Origin of the sequence: Streptomyces sp. 3214.6, assembly GCF_900129855.1 — a bacterium.
Taxonomy (GTDB): domain Bacteria; phylum Actinomycetota; class Actinomycetes; order Streptomycetales; family Streptomycetaceae; genus Streptomyces; species Streptomyces soliscabiei.
Window position 1 is genome coordinate 4,078,327 of the sequence record NZ_LT670819.1, and the last position, 20,037, is coordinate 4,098,363.

The 20,037-nt window shown below is 70.3% G+C and carries 18 protein-coding genes; 5 read left to right on the plus strand and 13 right to left on the minus strand.

The features are described 5' to 3' along the window. Nucleotides 1-321: 321 nt before the first annotated feature. The 13 genes from B5557_RS18155 to B5557_RS18215 all read right to left on the minus strand — a co-directional run bounded on the left by B5557_RS18155 (nucleotide 322) and on the right by B5557_RS18215 (nucleotide 12,570). On the minus strand, nucleotides 322-885 hold the full coding sequence (locus B5557_RS18155) for an SMI1/KNR4 family protein (protein ID WP_079660460.1): 564 nt from the start codon (nucleotides 883-885) through the stop codon (nucleotides 322-324). A 124-nt stretch (nucleotides 886-1,009) separates the two neighbouring features. Continuing rightward, complete coding sequence (locus B5557_RS18160; protein WP_079660461.1) at nucleotides 1,010-1,402, minus strand: YccF domain-containing protein; 393 nt, start codon at nucleotides 1,400-1,402, stop codon at nucleotides 1,010-1,012. Next, complete coding sequence (gene htpX, locus B5557_RS18165) at nucleotides 1,399-2,262, minus strand: zinc metalloprotease HtpX (RefSeq protein WP_079660462.1); 864 nt, start codon at nucleotides 2,260-2,262, stop codon at nucleotides 1,399-1,401. Before htpX ends, B5557_RS18160 begins: the two co-directional genes overlap by 4 nt. Before the next feature lie 203 nt (nucleotides 2,263-2,465). Further along, nucleotides 2,466-4,004, minus strand: a complete 1,539-nt coding sequence (locus B5557_RS18170) for an NADH-quinone oxidoreductase subunit N (protein WP_079660463.1) — start codon at nucleotides 4,002-4,004, stop codon at nucleotides 2,466-2,468. Further along, complete coding sequence (locus tag B5557_RS18175) at nucleotides 4,001-5,575, minus strand: complex I subunit 4 family protein (RefSeq protein ID WP_079660464.1); 1,575 nt, start codon at nucleotides 5,573-5,575, stop codon at nucleotides 4,001-4,003. The genes B5557_RS18170 and B5557_RS18175 overlap by 4 nt, the downstream gene beginning before the upstream one ends. A 6-nt stretch (nucleotides 5,576-5,581) precedes the next feature. Next, nucleotides 5,582-7,576: an NADH-quinone oxidoreductase subunit 5 family protein gene (locus B5557_RS18180; protein ID WP_079660465.1), complete on the minus strand. Its 1,995-nt coding sequence runs from the start codon at nucleotides 7,574-7,576 to the stop codon at nucleotides 5,582-5,584. Beyond that, a complete protein-coding gene (gene nuoK, locus B5557_RS18185) occupies nucleotides 7,573-7,974 on the minus strand; it encodes an NADH-quinone oxidoreductase subunit NuoK (protein WP_079660466.1) in 402 nt (133 codons plus the stop codon). The genes B5557_RS18180 and nuoK overlap by 4 nt, the downstream gene beginning before the upstream one ends. Beyond that, complete coding sequence (locus B5557_RS18190) at nucleotides 7,974-8,651, minus strand: NADH-quinone oxidoreductase subunit J family protein (protein ID WP_079660467.1); 678 nt, start codon at nucleotides 8,649-8,651, stop codon at nucleotides 7,974-7,976. The genes nuoK and B5557_RS18190 overlap by 1 nt, the downstream gene beginning before the upstream one ends. Beyond that, a complete protein-coding gene (locus tag B5557_RS18195; RefSeq protein ID WP_079660468.1) occupies nucleotides 8,648-9,208 on the minus strand; it encodes a NuoI/complex I 23 kDa subunit family protein in 561 nt (186 codons plus the stop codon). The genes B5557_RS18190 and B5557_RS18195 overlap by 4 nt, the downstream gene beginning before the upstream one ends. Nucleotides 9,209-9,210: 2 nt before the next feature. Next, nucleotides 9,211-10,179, minus strand: coding sequence for a complex I subunit 1/NuoH family protein (locus tag B5557_RS18200; RefSeq protein WP_079660469.1), 969 nt, complete (start codon nucleotides 10,177-10,179; stop codon nucleotides 9,211-9,213). Further along, entirely contained in the window at nucleotides 10,176-11,501 is a 1,326-nt protein-coding gene (locus tag B5557_RS18205; protein WP_079660470.1) for an NADH-quinone oxidoreductase subunit C, read from the minus strand. Before B5557_RS18205 ends, B5557_RS18200 begins: the two co-directional genes overlap by 4 nt. Further along, nucleotides 11,498-12,184: an NADH-quinone oxidoreductase subunit B gene (locus B5557_RS18210; protein ID WP_079660471.1), complete on the minus strand. Its 687-nt coding sequence runs from the start codon at nucleotides 12,182-12,184 to the stop codon at nucleotides 11,498-11,500. The genes B5557_RS18205 and B5557_RS18210 overlap by 4 nt, the downstream gene beginning before the upstream one ends. After that, nucleotides 12,175-12,570 carry an NADH-quinone oxidoreductase subunit A gene (locus B5557_RS18215; protein WP_079660472.1) on the minus strand — a complete coding sequence of 132 codons (396 nt, stop codon included), beginning with the start codon at nucleotides 12,568-12,570 and terminating at the stop codon, nucleotides 12,175-12,177. The genes B5557_RS18210 and B5557_RS18215 overlap by 10 nt, the downstream gene beginning before the upstream one ends. A 183-nt stretch (nucleotides 12,571-12,753) precedes the next feature. On the opposite strand from B5557_RS18215, the gene B5557_RS18220 reads away from it, so the two are divergent. From B5557_RS18220 to B5557_RS18240, 5 genes are all read left to right on the plus strand, one after another. Beyond that, nucleotides 12,754-13,965, plus strand: coding sequence for a sensor histidine kinase (locus B5557_RS18220; protein ID WP_079664849.1), 1,212 nt, complete (start codon nucleotides 12,754-12,756; stop codon nucleotides 13,963-13,965). 126 nt (nucleotides 13,966-14,091) lie between these two features. Then, on the plus strand, nucleotides 14,092-15,501 hold the full coding sequence (locus B5557_RS18225) for a sensor histidine kinase (RefSeq protein ID WP_079660473.1): 1,410 nt from the start codon (nucleotides 14,092-14,094) through the stop codon (nucleotides 15,499-15,501). A 344-nt stretch (nucleotides 15,502-15,845) separates the two neighbouring features. Continuing rightward, nucleotides 15,846-16,517, plus strand: a complete 672-nt coding sequence (locus tag B5557_RS18230; protein ID WP_079660474.1) for a response regulator transcription factor — start codon at nucleotides 15,846-15,848, stop codon at nucleotides 16,515-16,517. A gap of 263 nt (nucleotides 16,518-16,780) precedes the next feature. Continuing rightward, the gene (locus B5557_RS18235; protein WP_079660475.1) at nucleotides 16,781-18,727 is read left to right on the plus strand and encodes a 2-oxoacid:acceptor oxidoreductase subunit alpha; all 1,947 of its coding nucleotides are present in this window, start codon (nucleotides 16,781-16,783) and stop codon (nucleotides 18,725-18,727) included. After that, nucleotides 18,720-19,799: a 2-oxoacid:ferredoxin oxidoreductase subunit beta gene (locus B5557_RS18240; RefSeq protein WP_079660476.1), complete on the plus strand. Its 1,080-nt coding sequence runs from the start codon at nucleotides 18,720-18,722 to the stop codon at nucleotides 19,797-19,799. The genes B5557_RS18235 and B5557_RS18240 overlap by 8 nt, the downstream gene beginning before the upstream one ends. Nucleotides 19,800-20,037 lie beyond the last annotated feature (238 nt).

A 20,037-nucleotide genomic window follows, 5' to 3' on the forward strand; every position in this document is an offset into this window, starting at 1 on the left:
CATACGGGGCCGAGGAGGGGTCGGGGTCGGGGAGGGGTCGGGGTCGGGACTGCGGAGCCGAGGGTGGGCTGGGCGGTTCCCGTAGGGCGCCGGATGAACGGGTTCCGTGGGGCGCCGGGTGAGCGGATTCCGCGGGTGAGCGGATTCCGCGGGTGAGCGGATTCCGCGGGCGGCGCTCGGTGGACGTGCAGTCGCGCGGACGGCCGGGCGGAGAGGCCTCCCGTCGACGCATGCGCGGCAGCCGGCTGCTGCCGCCGTCCACGGTGCCGAATCGCTCTGCGCCCTCTTTCCTCGCCCACCTCTCCTGTGTTCTGTGTGGCGTCAGGCCCGAGTCGCCGACGTGCGTATTCGGAACTCGGTCCAGGGCGTCAGACTGAGGTCTTCGTCCATGGCGTCGTACCAGCCGGTGCCGTCGAGCCAGGCGTGCAGCCAGTCCGTGAGGCTGGGGGCGTCGACGAACCAGGCGTGGTCGGGGTCGCCCGGGTTGGGTTCGAAAAGCAGGACCCTCGCCTGTGGGAAGTGGCAGTCCACGCATGCGTACATCGCGCAGCCCCAGTGGGATATCGGCAGGAGGCCCTCGGGCCAGGGCCAGTCGGGGTCCTGGCGGCCGCTTTCGCGGTTGGCGAGGTACTGGGTGACGGCGGCGGGTTCGCCGGCCGGAGGGCTGTCGAAGAGGGGCAGCAGGCCGTACTCCGGGCCGAATCCGCCGTCTCCTATGCGCAGGTAGAGGTCGGCGAGCAGTGGGGGCAGGCGGAAGCCGAGGGTGGCCTCGGCACGGGAGAGGGTGGCCTCGTCCACGGGGTCGGGGAGCGAAGGCCAGCCCCACGGGCGGGTGGTGGCCGCCTTGGCCGCCAACCTTGCCAGCAACTGCTCGTTCTCGGTCATGCGTTCATGATGCAAGCCGCCACTGACAGTCGGGCCGGCCTATGGATAACTTGCCCGTTGTGGACAACCGACCGCGGCGCAACGCGGACCGGCTGTGGACGGCGAGCAGCTGGGGCCTGCGCAGTCAGCGCGAGGCGAACGGCTGGTCGGTGGGCACGATTTCGCGGCCGAGGGGGAACAGCGAGACCGGGATCAGCTTGAAGTTCGCGATGCCGAACGGAATTCCGATGATCGTGACGCAGAGGAGGAGGCCGGTGACGATGTGGCCGATGGCGAGCCACCAGCCGGCGAGGATCAGCCAGAGCACGTTGCCCAGGCAGGACGGCGCTCCCGCGTCGCGGCGCTCGACCGTCGTGTAGCCGAACGGCCAGAGGGCGAAGATCCCGATCCGAAAGGCGGCGATGCCGAAGGGAATGCCGAGGATCGTGATGCAGAGCAGCACACCCGCGAGGACGTAGCCGAGGAACAGCCAGAAGCCGCTCAGGATCAGCCAGATGACGTTCAGGATGGTCTTCACTGGTGGCGACCTGCCATTTTCTCGAGCCGGGCGATACGGTCCGCCATCGGCGGGTGCGTCGAGAACATTTTGGAGATTCCCTGGCCCGGGCGGAAGGGGTTCGCGATCATCATGTGGCTCGCGGTCTCGATGCGGGGCTCCGGGGGCAGCGGAAGCTGCTTGGTGCCCGTCTCCAGCTTGCGCAGGGCGCTCGCGAGGGCCAGTGGGTCACCGGTGAGCTGGGCGCCCGAGGCGTCCGCCTCGTACTCGCGGGAGCGGCTGATCGCGAGCTGGATGAGACTTGCGGCGAGCGGGCCCAGGATCATGATCAGGAGCATGCCGAGGATGCCGGGGCCGTCATCGTCGTCGGAGCGGCCGATCGGGATCAGCCAGGCGAAGTTGACCAGGAACATGATCACGGAGGCGAGCGCGCCGGCGACCGAGGAGATGAGGATGTCGCGGTTGTAGACGTGGCTGAGCTCGTGGCCGATGACGCCGCGCAGTTCACGCTCGTCGAGGAGGCGCAGGATGCCGTCCGTGCAGCACACGGCGGCGTTGCGCGGGTTGCGGCCGGTCGCGAAGGCGTTGGGCGCCTCGGTCGGGGAGATGTACAGGCGGGGCATGGGCTGGCGGGCCTGGGTGGAGAGCTCGCGGACCATCCGGTAGAGGGCGGGGGCCTCGAACTCGCTCACCGGTCGGGCGCGCATCGCGCGTAGCGCCAGCTTGTCGCTGTTCCAGTACGCGTACGCGTTGGTGCCGAGCGCGATCAGGACTGCGACGACGAGCCCGGTGCGGCCGAAGAAGCTGCCGATGACGATGATGAGTGCGGACAGTCCCCCGAGGAGTACTGCGGTCCTGAGCCCGTTGTGCCGGCGGTGCACGGTACGCCCTCCAAGTCGTGCAGCAGGGGAACCCTTTGCTTGCGGATCTTGCTGTTCTCCGGTGGCACTGGTGCCGTGGTGTCCAATCCAGTGCACCTTCCCGTACTGGTCAACGCCAGGCGGGGGGCACGAGTTCCCTTGTGCCTGGGGGCAGGGGCGTGCGCCGTCCGGGTGAGGGCGGGGGCGTACGCGCGCGTGGGGGCTCAGAAGAGGCCGGTGTCGGCGAAGCGCAGGACCAGTTGGGGTGCTCCGGACAGGGCGATGCCGAGGGCTGCGGTGAGGGTGATCGCGGCTGTGAGGGGGGCGGGGACGCGGTGTTTCTCCGGCTCGCCCTCGGGTGAGCGGAAGAGCAGAGCCGTCCACTGGAGGTAGTAGTACAGGGCGATCACCACGTTGACGGCCATGACGACGGCGAGCCAGCCGAGGCCGGCGTCGACGGCCGCGGAGAAGACGGTGACTTTCGCGAAGAGGCCGATGATGCCGGGCGGCAGTCCTGCGAGGCAGAGCAGGAAGAAGGCCAGGAGGAGGGCTGCCGCGGGGTTTCTGGCGTAGAGGCCCCGGTAGTCGGTGATCCGGTTCGTCGTGCTCGTACGGCCCACCAGGGCGGCCACCGCGAAGGCGCCGAGGTTCACTGCGGCGTACATGAGGGCGTACGCGACGGTGGAGCCGATCGCGTGTCCGGCGTCGTCGGAGTACGCGGCGGCGGCGATCGGTACGAGGAGGTAGCCGGCCTGGCCGACGGAGGACCAGGCGAGGAGGCGTACGGCGCTGTACGCGCGCGTGGCTTGTTGGCGGAGGGCGCCGACGTTGCCGGCGGTCATGGTGAGGGCGGCCAGCGCGGCGAGGGCGGGGCCCCAGACGTCGGCGTAGGAGGGGAAGCCGATGACGGTGACGAGGATGAGGCCGGAGAAGCCGACGGCCTTGCCGACGACCGACAGGTAGGCGGCGACGGGCAGGGGGGCGCCGACGTAGGTGTCGGGGACCCAGAAGTGGAAGGGGACGGCGGCTGTCTTGAAGGCGAAGCCGATGAGGGTGAGGACCACGCCGGTCTGGGCCAGGGTGTGCAGTTGGCCGTCGACGTGCTGGATGCGGTCGGCGACCTGTGTCAGGTACAGGGTTCCGGTCGTCGCGTACACGAAGCTGATGCCCAGGAGGCTGACGGTGGTCGCGGTGACGGACGACAGGAAGAACTTCAGGGCCGCCTCGGAGGACCTGCGGTCGCCGTGTCGGATGCCGACGAGGGCGAAGGCGGGCAGGGAGGCGACTTCCAGGGCGACGACGAGGGTGGCGAGGTCGCGGGAGGCGGGCAGGAGAGCGGCGCCGGCGGCGGAGGACAGCAGCAGGAACCAGAACTCCCCTTCGGGGAGTCTCCCGCGCGCGTCCTTCAGGGCGGTGACCGACAGGAGGGCCGCCAGCAGTGCTCCGCCGAGCACCAGGAACTGGATGACGAGGGCGAAGCGGTCGGCGGTGTAGCTGCACGCGCTGGGGTCACCGGTGAGGCAGAAGGTGGAGCGGTCGCCGTCCAGGAGGGGCAGGAGGAGGGCCGTGGAGGCCGTGAGGCCCGCGACGGAGAGCCAGCCGAGAAGCGGCTTGCGGGCGTCGCCGACGAAGAGGTCGGCGACGAGGACCACGAGCGCGACGACCGCCGCGAGGGTGGGCGGCGCGATGGCCTGCCAGTCGACGGACTGCACCACCGACTCGGCCAGGGGCTGGGCGGCCGAGGGCTGGACCAGGGAGCTCATCGGGTGCCTCCTGCGAGGAGCTGCTGCACGGCCGGGTCGGTCAGGCCGAGGAGGGACTTGGGCCACAGGCCGGCGACGACGGTGAGGGCGACGAGCGGGGACCAGGCCGCGAACTCGTAGGTCTGTACGTCGGCGAGGTGTGGGGCGTCCTGGGGGACGGTGCCCATGCAGACGCGGCGGACCACGACGAGCAGGTACGCGGCCGTCAGCAGGGTGCCGAACGCGGCGACGGCCGTGAAGGTGAGGAAGGCGGGGCGGCTGAGGTCGTCGGCGGGGTCGAAGGCGCCGAACAGGGCCAGCATCTCGCCCCAGAATCCGGCGAGCCCCGGCAGGCCGAGCGAGGCGACGGCGGCGAAGGCGAGGAGGCCGCCGAGGCGGGGGGTCCTGCCGTACAGGGCGGCGCCGGTCTGCTCGGCGAGGGTGTCCAGGTCGGTCGTGCCCGTTCGGTCCTTCAGGGCTCCGACCAGGAAGAACAGAAGGCCGGTGATGAGGCCGTGGGCGATGTTGGCGAACAGGGCGCCGTTCACACCGGTCGGGGTCATGGTCGCAATACCGAGCAGGACGAAGCCCATGTGGCCGACGGAGGAGTAGGCGATCAGACGTTTGAGGTCGCCCTTCGCGCCCTGTTTGGCGAGGGCCAGGCAGGCGAGGGATCCGTAGATGATCCCGACGACGGCGAACGCGGCGAGGTAGGGCGCGAAGGTGCGGAAGCCGTCGGGCGCAATCGGCAGAAGAATCCGGACGAACCCGTATGTGCCCATCTTCAGCAGAACGCCGGCCAGCAGGACCGAGCCGACGGTCGGGGCGGCGGTGTGGGCGTCGGGCAGCCAGCTGTGCAGGGGCCACATCGGTGTCTTGACCGCTAGCCCGATCCCGATCGCCAGAACGGCGATGACCTGCACGGATGTGGTCAGCGACCGGCCGTTGTCAGTGGCGAGTGCCACCATGTCGAAGGTGCCCGCCTTGATTCCGATCAGGAGCAGGCCGAGCAGCATGACCACGGATCCGAGCAGTGTGAAGAGGATGAACTTCCAGGCCGCCTGGGTCCGGCCTGCGCCGCCCCAGCGGGCGATGAGGAAGTACATCGGGATGAGGACCATCTCGAAGGCGAGGAAGAACAGCAGCAGGTCGAGGACGGCGAAGGTCGCGAGGGTGCCGGACTCGAGGACGAGTACGAGAGCGACGAAGGCCTTCGGGGACGGGCCCGCGGGCATCTTGAAGTAGGAGTAGAGCGCGCAGAGGAAGGTCAGCAGCGCGGTCAGGACCAAGAGGGGGAGAGAGATGCCGTCGATGCCGAGGTGGATGCGCACGTCGAGTGCGGGGATCCAGCTGATGTCGGTGCTGGCCTGCATCTTCGAGGGATGGTCGTGGTCGAAGCCGAGCGCGAGGACGATCGCGGCGATGAGGATCGCGCCGGTCACGGTCACGCCGTGCCGGAGCACGGCCTGCTCGGGTGACCTGCCCTTCAGTCCGGGCGGGGCCGGGAGGAGAGCGGCGGCGGCGCCGAGGAGCGGGCCGACCACGATGAACGCCAGAAGGAACTGCATCACGGACTCGTTGATATCGATCACGCCTGCTCACGCTCCCGAGGCGACGAGAAGGGCGGCGACCGCCAGGACGACGGTGCCGGCGAGCAGCGCGCTCACATAGGTCTGGACGTTGCCGGTCTGGGCGCGCCGTACGGCGGCTCCGAGCCAGCGCGGCAGGGTGCCCGCGCCGCGTACGTAAGTTTCGACGACCTCGCGGTCGAGGAATCGTACGAGGCTCGCGCCGGCCTGGACGGGGCGTACGAACAGCGTCTGGTAGACGGCGTCGAGGTGGAAGCCGACGGCGGCGTGGCGGTGCAGCGGGCCGAGCAGGAGCCGTCCGGGGTCCGCCGGGTCGGGGGCGGAGGCCACGTCTCCGTAGGCGGGCGCGTGCGTGGCGATGGCCTCGGCCTCGACCTGGGCCGCGTCGCCTTCGGGGTGTGCGGCGACCGCGCCGATCGGGACGCGCGCGGCGAGTCCGGTGAGGTGGCGCCAGGCCGCATACGTGAGGAGTCCGCCGGCCAGGGCCACGCCCGTGCCGAGGACGGAGGTGGTGAGAGCGGGGGCGAGGTCGTTGCCGTCGAACCAGTCGGGGAGCGTGCGGTAGGTGAACCCGCCGAGGGCGAGGGACGGGACGGCCAGGACCCACAGCACCACGGTCATGGTCAGGGGCTGGCGGCCGTGGTCGGGGGCCTCGGCGCCCCGGCCGCGGAAGGCCAGCAGCCACAGCCGGGTCGCGTAGGCGGCGGTGAGGAGGGCGGTGAGCAGGCCGGCGAGGAGGACGGTCCACCCTGCGGCGCCGGGGGCGTGCTCGGTGTGACCGGCCGTGACGTGCTCGGCGGCGCCGAGGACGGACTCCTTGGAGAAGAAGCCGCTGAACGGCGGGATCGCTGCGAGCGCGAGGAGCGCGACGGTCATCGTCCAGTAGGCGTCGGGGATGCGGTCGCGCAGGTGGCTCATGCGGGACATGGCGGCCAGCGAGTTGGTTCCGGCGGCGTGGATGATCACGCCGGCGGCGAGGAACAGCAGCGCCTTGAAGGCGCCGTGCGAGAGGAGGTGGAACACGGCGGCACCGCGGTCGCCGACGGCGAGGGCGCCGGTCATGTAGCCGAGTTGGCCGATCGTCGAGTAGGCGAGGACGCGTTTGATGTCGTCCTGGGCGAGCGCGGCCAGGCCTGAGCCGACCATCGTGACGGCGGCCATCACGGCGAGGACCAGCATGGCGGCGGCGGAGGCCTCGAAGACCGGGAGGAGGCGGGCGATGAAGTAGACACCGGCGGCGACCATCGTCGCGGCGTGGATCAGTGCGGAGACGGGTGTGGGGCCCGCCATCGCGTCCGGGAGCCAGGTGTGCAGCGGGAACTGCGCGGACTTGCCGGCGCAACCCGCGAGGAGCAGCAGGGCGACCAGGGTCGGATGGTCGAGTCCGCCGTGGGCGACTGCGCCGAGGACCTTCGTGATCCGGAAGGAGCCGACGTCGGTGGCGAGGGCGAACAGGCCGATGAGGAAGGGGACGTCGCCGAGTTTGGTGACCAGGAAGGCCTTGATGGAGGCGGCGCGGGCCTCCGGGGTCTCCCAGTAGTGGCCGACCAGGAAGTAGGAGCAGATGCCCATGACTTCCCAGCCGACCAGCAGCACGATCAGGTCGCCGGAGTAGACGACCAGCAGCATCGCGGAGGTGAACAGGGAGACGAGCGCGGCGTATGAGGGGTAGCGCGGGTCTTCGCGCAGGTAGCCGGTCGAGTAGATCTGCACGCAGGTGGCGACCAGTGCGACCAGGATGGCGACGAGAGCGGCGAAGCCGTCGATGTACAGGGCGAGTTCGACGGGGACGGACCCGGTGGGGGTCAGCTCGGTGGCCGCGTCGACGGAGGCGTCCCCGCCCTGGCGTACGGCGACGATCGCGGCCAGTACGAGGGCGGCGAGGGTCGGCAGAACAGCGAGGGGGCGGACGAATCCGGGGGCGGTGCGGCCCAGGAGCAATCCGGCGGCGGCGCCGAGGAACGGAAGGAGGGGGACGAGGACGGCGAGGGTGGTCGTGGTCACGCGGTGGCCTCAGCCTTCTCGGTGGCCGTTCCGGTCGCGGGGGTGTCGCTGTCGGGGCCGTCGGCTCCGGGGCTCTCGTGGCCCTCGGCGGTGTCGCGGAGCCGGTCGATGTCCGCGGTGCCGCGATTGCGGTGGACGGCGAGGACGATCGCCAGGCCGATGCCGATCTCGGCGGCGGCGATGGCGATGGTGAACAGGGTCAGGGCCTGGCCGGAGTGGAGGGTCTCCTCGGCGGCCTTGCTGAGCCAGACGTCGAAGGCGACCAGGTTGAGGTTGACGGCGTTGAGCATCAGCTCCACCGACATCAGGACCAGGATCGCGTTGCGGCGGGCGAGGACGCCGTACAGGCCGGTGCAGAAGAGGAGGGCGGAGAGGACGGCGGGATAGGCGAGGTGCATCAGCGGGCGCCTTCCTGCTCGGCCGGGTTCGCGCGGCTGTCCGGGACGGCCGAGAGGCTCCCAGATTTTTCGGAACTCTCCGTGACCGGAGGGGAACTCCTGGTGGTGGGCCGGGCGTTCACAGGGGGAGAGCTCGACTCCGCCTTCGCCTTGCGGGACAGGACGATCGCGCCGACCAGTGCCGCGAGGAGAAGTACGGAGAGGGCCTCGAAGGGAAGCACCCAGTTCTGGAAGAGGCTCGCTCCGGTGACCTCGGTGGAGCCGGCGGCGGGGCCGTCCAGGTCGATCCAGGTGGCGCGGAAGGCGTCGACGACCACCCAGATCAGGGCGGCCGCCGCAGCGACGGCGACGGTGAGGGCGGCCCAGCGGTTGCCGGAGTCCGCGTCCGGGGAGCGGCCGATGGGGGCCTTGGTGAGCATCAGACCGAAGAGGAGGAGGACGACGACGGAACCGACATAGATGAGGACCTGCACCCAGGCGATGAACTCGGCGGTGAGCAGGAGGTACTCGACAGCGAGACCGCCGAGGGTGACCACGAGCCACAGGGCGGCGTGCACCAGCTGCTTGGTGGTGACGGTGACGAGGGCTGCGCCGAAGGTGACCAGGCCGACCAGCAGGAAGGCGATCTCCACGCCGGTCGGGGAGAGGAAGCCGTGGGGTGCCTGAGCGAGGGTCACGATGCTCCTCCCTGGGCTTCGTTCGGCTCGGCCTTGGCCGCCGCCAGCTTCTCGGCCGTCTTGCGGGCGGCCGCGATCTCCTTCGGCTCCTCGGCGGCGGGGTCGAGGGCGGGCGGGGCCGGGACGGTCCACATCCACTCGCGGAGCTTGTCGCGTTCGTGGGTGAGTTCGTGGATGTCGGTCTCGGCGTACTCGAACTCCGGGGACCAGAACAGGGCGTCGAAAGGACACACCTCGATGCAGATACCGCAGTACATGCACAGGGAGAAGTCGATGGCGAACCGGTCGAGGACGTTGCGGCTGCGCTCACGGCCGCCCGGGGCGGCGGGCGGCACCGTCTCCTTGTGGGAGTCGATGTAGATGCACCAGTCGGGGCACTCACGGGCGCACAGCATGCAGACCGTGCAGTTCTCCTCGAACAGGCCGATGACGCCCCGGGTTCGGGGCGGGAGGTCGGGCTGGGCGTCCGGGTACTGCTCGGTGACGGTCTTGAGCGTCATCGTGCGGAGGGTGACGGCCAGGCCTTTGGCGAGGCCACTACCGGGAATGGGGGCCATGGTTACTGGATCACCACCTTGACGACGCCGGTGAGGGCGATCTGGGCGAGGGAGAGGGGGACGAGGAGGGTCCAGGAGAGCTTCTGGAGCTGGTCCTCGCGCAGGCGGGGATAGGTGACGCGGAGCCAGATCACGACGAAGGCGAGGACGGCCGCCTTGAGGAGGGTCCAGACCCAGCCGAGGCCGTCGGCGCCCCAGGGGCCGTGCCAGCCTCCCAGGAAGAGGACGGTGGTCAGCCCGCACAGGACGACGATTCCGGCGTATTCGGCGAGGAGGAAGAGAGCGAAGCGAAGACCGGTGTACTCGGTGTACGCGCCGAAGATGATCTCCGAGTCGGCGACCGGCATGTCGAAGGGCGGGCGCTGGAGTTCGGCGAGGCCGGCGACGAAGAAGACGATCGCGCCGGTGATCTGCCAGGGCAGCCACCACCACTCGAAGGCGTCGACGATGCCGGGCAGGGAGACCGTGCCGGCCGCCATCGCCACCGAGGCGGCGGTGAGCAGCATCGGGAGCTCGTAGGCGAGGAGCTGAGCGGCTGTGCGCAGGCCGCCGAGGAGGGAGAACTTGTTGGCGCTGGCCCAGCCGGCCATGAGGGATCCGAGGACTCCGACGCCCATCACGGCCAGCACGAAGAAGATGCCCGCGTCCAGGACCTGGCCGACGGCGCCCTCGCCGGGGCCGACGGGGATGGCGAGAAGGACGAGGAGATACGGGAGGAGGGCCACGGCAGGGGCGAGCTGGAAGATACGGCGGTCCGCGCCCGCGGGGACGATGTCCTCCTTCTGCGCGAACTTCACACCGTCCGCGATGAGTTGGGCCCAGCCGTGGAAGCCGCCCGCGTACATCGGACCCAGGCGGCCCTGCATGTGGGCCATCACCTTGTGCTCGGTCTGGCCGACGATCAGGGGGAAGGTGAGGAAGACGACGAACACGACCAGAAGTCGCAGGGCGACGTCGACAGCGTCGTTCACTGCTGGCCTCCTGCGGGGTCGTCGGGGGCGGGGCGTTCGGTCTCTTCGACGGGCGCCGGCTTCCCCCCGGTGGCCGACTGCTCAGCACGGGACTGCTCCGGCTCGCGCACGGGCTGTACGCCGTTCCTGGGCTCCGGCTGGGGCTCTGCCCCATTCCTGAACTCCGGGTCCGGCCCGGGCTCCGGCTCCGGCTCCTGATCCCGCTCCTGGTCCCGCTCCTGATCTGGCTTCTGCTGTGGCTTCTGTTGCCGCTCCGGGTTCGGCTCCGGGTCCGGGTCCCTGTCCGGCTTTGGCTCGTCGAATGCTGGGCGGGCGTGGTGCCAGGGGGCGTCGGAGCTGCGGTGGGGCGTGGCGGGGCGGGTGGGGGTGCCCGGGGAGGTCGTCGGGGGCTGGGGGCGCTGGGAGGCCGAGCCCTGGGAGGCGCTGCGCGCGCGGCGGGGGCCGGCCGGGGGCTGCGGGGTGGGCTCGGGAGCCGTGGGTCCCGCCTCCGCGGCGCCCGCGGCTCCAGCGGCCTCCCCGGCTTCCACCGCACTTGCGGGTTCCGGGCCGGCCGCCCGCTGTGATGCCGAACCCGTGGTTGCGCTTCGGGCGCGGCGGGGGCCGGTTGGGGGTGTTGCGGTTGGCTCGGTCGGGGGTGTCGGCGTCGGGGTCTGGCTTGCTGAGCCCTCTGCTGTGGTGCGGGCGCGGCGGACCGGGCGGTCGCCGGCCGGGCGTCCTGCCGCCGCGCGGGTCGGGCGGGCCGGGGCGGGGGGGAGCTGGCCCTTCAGGGGGCCCCATTCGTTCGGGTCGGGGACGCCTGGGGGGAGCATCTGGCGGCGCTTGGGGCCGCCATGCTCGGACTCGCCGGGTTCCTTCGCGCCTGGCCAGGCCTTGGCGACGCGGGCCGCGAGGACGAAGTCCTTGCGCAGGGGGTGGCCTTCGAAGGTCTCCGGGAGGAGGAGGTGGTTCAGGGCGGGGTGGCCCTCGAAGGTGACGCCGAACATTTCGTGCGTCTCGCGTTCGTGCCAGGCGGCGCCGGCGTAGACGTCGACGGCGGAGGCGAGGGTCGGCGCCTCGTGCGGGATCGTTGTGCGCACGAGGAGGCGGCGGACCGGGGAAAGGGCGACCAGGTGGGCCGAGACTCGGAAGCCGGTGCCGGGTTCGTCGACCGCGCTCAGCCAGTCGAAGTAGGTGCAGGACAGCCGGTCGCGGGCGACGCGCAGCGCGGCGGTCCAGGACGTCGGCAGGACGTCCACCGTCAGGACGTCGTAGGACTCCTCGGCCGTGGCCTGCGGGCCGAAGAGTTCCTCGGCGGGGGCCGGGAGCCAGCCGACCGTGCTCATCGGCCCTCCCCCGGCGCCGGAGGAGACGGGGCCCGGGGTGGCTGTACCAGGGCGCTCTGCAGGGCCGCCGTCGAGGGGCGGAGGGCGGCCGGGCGGGGTGCGTGCGTGGCGTAGCGGTCGTCCAGGGACTCGCGCGCGATCTTCTCCTGGAGCTTGAGGATGCCCTGGAGCAGGGCCTCGGGGCGCGGGGGGCAGCCCGGGACGTAGACGTCCACCGGGATGATCTGGTCGACGCCCTTCGTCACGGAGTAGGAGTCCCAGTAGGGGCCGCCGCAGTTGCTGCACGCGCCGAAGGAGATGACGTACTTCGGCTCGGGCATCTGCTCGTAGAGGCGCTTCACGGCCGGGGCCATCTTGTCCGTGACCGTGCCGGAAACGACCATCAGGTCGGCCTGGCGCGGGCCGGGCGCGAAGGGGATGACGCCGAGGCGGATGAAGTCGTGGCGGGCCATCGACGCGGCGATGAACTCGATCGCGCAGCAGGCGAGGCCGAAGTTGAAGACCCAGAGCGAGTAGCGGCGGCCCCAGTTCAGGACCACCTTCATCGGCTCGGGGGCAAGGCGGGCCAGGGTGCCCAGGCGCTTCGGCTCGGGCAGCGGCACCGGCCCGGAGGACGTCGCTTCCGGGGAAGTCACGGCCGGGGAAGTCACGGCCGGGGAAGTCGCTTCTGGGGTCACGTCCATGTCAGGACGCCCTTCTTGTATGCGTACAGCAGGCCCACGGCCAGGAAGCCGAGGAAGATGAACATCTCGACGAGCGTCGTCGCGCCGTACCCGTCTCCAGCAAACACCATCGCCCAGGGGAAGAGGAAGATCGAGTCGACCGCGAAGATCACATAGAGGAAGGCGTAGACGTAGTAGCGGACCTGGGTGTGGGCCCAGCCCTCGCCGACCGGGTCGACGCCGCACTCGTACGTCAGGAGCTTCTCGGGGGTGGGGACCACCGGGCGCAGCAGGCGTCCCGCGCCGAAGGCGACGGCGACGAACAGCACGCCGACCAGGGCGAGCAGTCCGACGACGGAATAGGACTGGAAGTAGTCCGCCGCGACTTCGACGGTCGGTTCCCGCACGTCCGTCCCCTCGCTCCCTGACCTCAGCGTCTTCGACGATCTGTACGGACGGGAGTCTAGGCCCTGATAAAGGGACGGTAAGCAGCCCGTCACGCTTCGGGTTGCGGGGCGGGGGTTTTCCCCAGGGGACGGAGGCGGATGACCTCATGGCGCGGCGGCGCCCGGCGCGGCACGCTAGCCCGTATGACCACTTCCCAGCCCCCCTCCCACCTGGGTGGAACGGGGCACCACGACGATCGTCCGCCGCCGGCCCGCTTCGCCTACGACCCGCAGACATGGAAGGAGATCGCGCATCTGCTGGCGAACCTGCCGTTGTCGTTGATCGGGTTCACGTATGTGATGACGGTGATCGTCACCGGGGCCGCGATGACCGTCACCGTGGTCGGGTTCCCGTTGCTGGCGCTCGGGCTGGCTGGGGCGCGGCTGATGGGCCGGTTCGAGCGCGGGCGGGCGCGTCGGCTGCTCGGGGTGCGGATCGACGAGCCGAGCCCGCTGCCGCTGCGCAGGGCGGGCGGCTTCTTCCAGCAGATGTGGCTGGCGCTGAAGGATCCGGTGGCCTGGCGCACGGTGCTGTACGACCTCGTCCGGCTGCCCTGGGGGATTCTGACGTTCAGCGTGGTCGTGCCCTCGCTGTTCGTGCTGTGGCCGGTGCTGCCGTTCCTGGCGCGCGGGCTGACGAACGTGGACCGGGCGATGGTGCGGGGGCTGCTGTCGCCCTCCGACGAGTTGGAGCGGCGGATCGCGGAGCTGGAGTCGGACCGGGGGGTCGTGGTGGACACGGCGGCCGCCGATCTGCGGCGCATCGAGCGCGATCTGCACGACGGGGCGCAGGCCCGGCTGGTCAATCTGGCGATGGGGCTGGGTCTGGCGAAGGAGAAGCTGCTGGAGGGGCAGGCCGACGACGCCGTCGCGGCGATGGTGGAGGAGGCGCACGGCGAGGTGAAGCTCGCGCTGCAGGAGCTGCGGGACCTCGCGCGCGGGATCCATCCGGCCGTCCTGACCGACCGGGGGCTGGACGCGGCGCTGTCGTCGGTGGCCTCGCGCTGCACGGTGCCGGTGAAGGTGACCGCCGACCTGACGTCCAGGCCGGCGCAGGCCATCGAGGGCATCGCCTACTTCACCGTCTCGGAGCTGCTGCAGAACATCAGCAAGCACAGCGGGGCCCGGTCGGCGTCGGTGGACGTGTGGCGGTCGGACGACCGACTGCTCATCCAGGTGTGGGACGACGGCCGGGGCGGCGCACGGCTCGACGGCGGGTCGGGGATGCGCGGGCTGGCGGACCGGCTGGACGCCGTCGACGGGATCTTCGTCGTGGAGTCGCCGGCGGGCGGTCCGACGACGGTGACCGCGGAACTCCCCTGGCGGGACCGGGGAGCCGGCGACCGTGGGAGGTAGGGAAAACCCCCCGTTCAAGAGGCCGACGGCCTCCATGGTCCGCCGGCCCGCCGCCGAGGAGGGTTGGAGGTACGGATCGACAGCTGCGCGACGTGCAGGTACGAACGAGTAGAACGGACGACGCCGATGGCCACGCAGTACGGGCAGTACGGGCAGTACTACGACGAGTACGACCAGTACGACCGGTACGACGAGCACGGACCCGAGTACCGGCGCCGGGGCGGGGAGCGCCGGCAGCTGTTGCCGTCGGGACTGCGTGAGCCGCTCACGGCTCGCCACTGGCGTGAGCTCCTCTACGTCCTGCTCGGTCTGCCGATCGGCATCGTGCTGTTCACGTTCGCGGTCACGATGCTGTCGCTGGGTGCGGGCCTGCTGGTGACGTTCCTCGGTGTCCCGGTGCTGGCGGCGGGGCTCGCCGCGTGCCGGGGCTTCGGGGCCGTGGAGCGGGCGCGGGCGCGCGGGCTGCTCGGCCTGGAGGTCGACGCGCCCGAGCCGCTGCGGCCGCGCGGCAGCGGCCCGATGGCCTGGATGGGCGCCGTCCTCAAGAGCGGCACGTCGTGGCGGAGCGTGCTGTACGCGGTGGTGCAGTTCCCGTGGGCGGTGTTCTCTTTCGGCGTCACCGTGACGGTGTGGTCGTTCGGCTGGAGCATGCTGACGTATCCGCTGTGGTTCTGGGTCTTCCCGGCGTACGGCGGTCAGGGCGGGCTTCAGCTGTACGGAGACGAGCAGCACAGCGTCTACCTCGACAACCCGTTCGAGATCGCCGTGACGGCGCTGGTGGGCCTGCTGATCACGCTGGCCACGCCGTGGATCGTGCGGGCGCTGACGACGGTGGACCGGCTGCTGGTGCACGGGCTGCTCGGGCCGTCGTCGCTGGGGGCGCGGGTGGTGGAGCTGGAGTCGGACCGGGGTGTCGTGGTGGACACGGCGGCCGCCGATCTGCGGCGCATCGAGCGCGATCTGCACGACGGGGCGCAGGCCCGGCTGGTGGCGCTGGCGATGGATCTGGGGGTGGCGAAGGAGACGCTGCGGGAGAATCCGCAGGCGGCGGCGCGGATGGTGGATGACGCCCACGGTGAGGTGAAGACGGCGCTGCAGGAGCTGCGGGATCTGGCGCGGGGGATTCATCCGGCGGTGCTGACGGACCGGGGGCTGGACGCGGCGTTGTCGGCGGTGGCGTCGCGGTGCGTGGTGCCGGTGCGGGTGGAGGTGGATCTGGTGGAGCGGCCGGCGCCGGCGATCGAGGGGATCGCGTACTTCACCGTGTCGGAGCTGCTGCAGAACATCAGCAAGCACAGTGGGGCGCGGTCGGCCGCGGTGGATGTGTGGCGGGTGGAGGATCGGTTGATGTTGCAGGTGGTGGATGACGGGATGGGCGGAGCGGATGCCTCCGGCGGGGGGGCCGGGGGTGGGTCGGGGTTGGCCGGGCTTGCGGGGCGGTTGGATTCGGTGGACGGGATTCTGGTGGTGGATTCGCCGGTGGGCGGGCCCACTCGGATCACCGCGGAGTTGCCCTGGCGGGCGGAAGGGGTCTGAGGGGGGCGGATTTTTCTCGCCCCCCCGCCGCCCCTACCCGTTCCCATCCGTCCCCTGGGGGCTGCGGCCCCGGCCCCCCAGACCCTCAGCCCCCAGACCCCCTAGACCCCCGCCGTCGGCCCTTGACGAGCCTCGTCCTCAAACGCCGGACGGGCTGAATGGGCCGGCCCGCCCCCAGCCGACTGCCCCGTTCCCGAGCTGTGGATCGGCCGAAAGTGGGTGGGTGGTGGCTGTATTCGCGCCGTCCTCGGGCCTGGGCCCCCTGTTGTCGGGTACAGACGAGCCAGAAGCTGGAATGCTTGACTGGTTCGACCGACGGGTGGACGGCTGGGGGGCCGAGGAGCGTGGAGGACAGGGTGCGGGTGGTCATCGCCGAGGATTCGGTGCTGTTGCGGGAGGGGCTGACCCGGTTGCTGACCGACCGGGGGCATGACGTGGTCGCCGGGGTCGGGGACGCGGAGGCGCTGGTCAAGACCATTACCGAGTTGGACGACGAGGGTGCGCTGCCCGATGTCGTCGTCGCGGACGTGCGGATGCCGCCCACTCACACCGACGAAGGGGTGCGGGCCGCCGTACAGCTGCGCAGGGCGCATCCGGGGCTCGGGGTGCTGGTGTTGTCGCAGTACGTGGAGGAGCGGTACGCCACCGAACTGTTGGCCGGTTCCAGTCGCGGGGTCGGGTATCTGCTCAAGGACCGGGTGGCCGAGGTGCGGGAATTCGTCGACGCCGTGGTGCGGGTCGCGCAGGGCGGCACCGCCCTGGACCCGGAGGTCGTCGCACAGTTGCTCGGGCGCAGCAGGAAGCAGGACGTGCTGGCGGGACTGACTCCGCGGGAGCGGGAGGTCCTGGGGCTGATGGCCGAGGGGCGCACGAACTCGGCGATCGCCCGGCAGCTGGTCGTCAGCGACGGGGCGGTGGAGAAGCACGTCAGCAACATTTTCCTGAAGCTCGGTCTGTCCCCGAGTGACGGGGATCACCGTCGCGTTCTCGCGGTCCTCACCTATCTCAACTCATGACGAAGTGGCACTGTGCCAGTCGTCACGGGTGACCACGCGTCTCGGGTGACCACGTCTTCTGGCCGGTGCGTCTAACCAGAACGACGCCGGGGGGCGGGAAATCATGGCAACGGGGGTGCCGGGCCGTGTCGGGGCGCTGACAGTCAGCTGACAGTCACACGAAATGGCCGAGGGAAGGCGACCCTTACCGACGTAGGGTTGATCCATGGAGGGTCTTCGGGAAGGCCCCTCCGGGACAGCCACCTCGAGGGAGGTCCAGTTCAGTGACCAGTCAGGTCAGCAGCCCAGCGGAACAGGCCGACGGAACCGGCGGAGCGGACGCGGCCGTCGTGGGAGAGCAGCGCCAACCGGACGGGACGAAGGACGTACGCCGTCTCGACCGGGTGATCATCAGGTTCGCGGGTGACTCGGGTGACGGTATGCAGCTCACCGGTGACCGTTTCACCTCGGAGACGGCTTCCTTCGGGAACGACCTCTCCACCCTGCCGAACTTCCCCGCCGAGATCCGCGCGCCCGCCGGCACCCTGCCCGGCGTCTCCTCGTTCCAGCTGCACTTCGCCGACCACGACATCCTGACCCCCGGTGACGCGCCCAATGTGCTGGTCGCGATGAACCCGGCCGCGCTGAAGGCGAACATCGCCGATGTGCCGCGGGGTGCGGAGATCATCGTCAACACGGACGAGTTCACCAAGCGGGCGATGCAGAAGGTGGGGTACGCGGCCTCGCCGCTGGAGGACGGATCCCTCGACGGTTACCAGCTCCATCCGGTCCCACTGACCACCCTGACCGTCGAGGCACTGAAGGAATTCGACCTCACCCGTAAGGAGGCCGAGCGCAGCAAGAACATGTTCGCGCTCGGCCTCTTGTCGTGGATGTACCACCGGCCCACCGAGGGCACCGAGAAGTTCCTGAAGTCGAAGTTCGCGAAGAAGCCCGACATCGCCGCCGCCAACATCGCCGCGTTCCGCGCCGGGTGGAACTTCGGGGAGACGACCGAGGACTTCGCGGTCAGTTATGAGGTCGCCCCGGCCGCGAAGGCCTTTCCCGTGGGCACCTACCGGAACATCTCCGGGAACCTGGCTCTGGCATACGGCCTGGTCAGCGCCTCCCGGCAGGCCGATCTGCCGCTGTTCCTCGGGTCGTACCCGATCACTCCGGCCTCCGACATCCTGCATGAGCTCAGCCGCCACAAGAACTTCGGTGTGCGGACCTTCCAGGCGGAGGACGAGATCGCGGGGATCGGCGCGGCGCTCGGGGCGGCCTTCGGCGGGTCCCTCGCCGTCACCACCACCTCCGGGCCCGGTGTGGCGCTGAAGTCCGAGACCATCGGGCTCGCCGTCTCGCTGGAGCTGCCGCTGCTGGTCATCGACATCCAACGCGGCGGGCCGTCGACCGGTCTGCCGACCAAGACCGAGCAGGCCGACCTGCTCCAGGCCATGTTCGGGCGCAACGGCGAGGCGCCGGTGCCGATCGTCGCGCCCCGCACGCCCGCCGACTGCTTCGACGCCGCGCTGGAAGCCGCGCGGATCGCGCTCACCTACCGCACGCCGGTGATGCTCCTGTCCGACGGCTACCTCGCCAACGGCTCCGAGCCGTGGCGCATCCCCGAGCTGGACGAGCTGCCGGATCTGCGCGTGCAGTTCGCGCAGGGGCCGAACCACACGCTGGACGACGGGGCCGAGGTCTTCTGGCCGTACAAGCGTGACCCGCAGACCCTCGCCCGGCCGTGGGCGATCCCGGGCACACCGGGGCTGGAGCACCGTATCGGCGGGATCGAGAAGGAGGACGGCACCGGGAACATCTCCTACGCCCCCGCCAACCACGACTTCATGGTCCGCACCCGCCAGGCCAAGATCGACGGCATCGACGTCCCGGATGTGGAGGTCGACGATCCGCACGGGGCGAGCACCCTGGTACTCGGCTGGGGTTCCACCTACGGGCCCATCACCGCGGCCGTACGAAGGCTGCGGACGGCGGGGGAGGCCATCGCGCAGGCACATCTGCGGCATCTGAACCCGTTCCCGCCCAACCTCGGCACGGTCCTGAGGCGTTACGACAAGGTCGTCATCCCCGAGATGAACCTCGGCCAGCTCGCCACCCTCGTCCGGGCGAGATACCTGGTCGACGCCCACTCCTACAACCAGGTCAACGGCATGCCGTTCAAGGCGGAGCAGCTCGCCACGGCGCTCAAGGAGGCCATCGATGGCTGAGACCGGAACGGAAGGCACGGGCACGATCGAGGCGCTCTCGCTCGTCCCCAAGGCCGAGGCCAGACAGTCCATGAAGGACTTCAAGTCCGATCAGGAAGTGCGCTGGTGCCCCGGCTGCGGTGACTACGCGATCCTGGCGGCCGTCCAGGGCTTCATGCCCGAACTCGGCCTGGCCAAGGAGAACATCGTCTTCGTCTCGGGCATCGGCTGCTCGTCGCGCTTCCCGTACTACATGAACACCTACGGGATGCATTCGATTCACGGGAGGGCCCCGGCGATCGCGACCGGGCTCGCCGCCAGCAGGCGCGATCTGAGCGTGTGGGTGGTGACCGGCGACGGCGACGCGCTGTCCATCGGCGGCAACCATCTCATCCATGCCCTGCGCCGCAACGTGAACCTGAAGATCCTGCTCTTCAACAACCGTATCTACGGCCTCACCAAGGGCCAGTACTCGCCCACCTCCGAAGTCGGCAAGATCACCAAGTCGACGCCGATGGGCTCACTGGACGCGCCCTTCAACCCGGTCTCCCTGGCCATCGGCGCCGAGGCCTCCTTCGTCGCCCGGACCATCGACTCCGACCGCAAGCACCTGACGGAGGTGCTGCGCCAGGCCGCCGCCCATCCGGGCACGGCGCTGGTCGAGATCTACCAGAACTGCAACATCTTCAACGACGGCGCGTTCGAGGCGCTGAAGGACCGGGCGTCGGCCGAGGAGGCGGTGATCCGGCTGGAGCACGGGCAGCCGATCAGGTTCGGGGCGGACGGGGCGCGGGGGGTCGTGCGCGATGCGGCGACCGGGGATCTGAAGGTCGTCACGGTGACCCCGCAGAACGAGGCGGACGTGCTGGTCCATGACGCGCATGCCGCGTCCCCGACCACCGCGTTCGCCCTGTCACGCCTGGCCGATCCGGACAGCCTGCACCACACGCCGATCGGTGTGCTGCGCTCGGTCGAGCGGCCGGTCTACGACACCCAGATGGCCGACCAGCTCGACACAGCGGTCGAACAGCACGGCAAGGGCGACCTGGCGGCGCTGCTGGCGGGCGGGGACACCTGGACGGTCGTCGGCTGACGCAGGAGGCCGACCGGCAGTGAGGCCCGGAACTGGAGCTCCTCCAGTGTCGGGCCTCTTCGGGTGCGTGGACCAGGCTGGATACTTGCCGCCACTCACCCGGCACGGCCACTCACTCGGCGCCCCTACTCACACTTACCTGAACGTAAGTAGCTTACTTCAAAGTTGGTACTTTCGTTGAGTTAGCGCACCTCCTAGGGTTAGTGGAAGACCCCCGCATCCGCACTAGGAGTTCCTG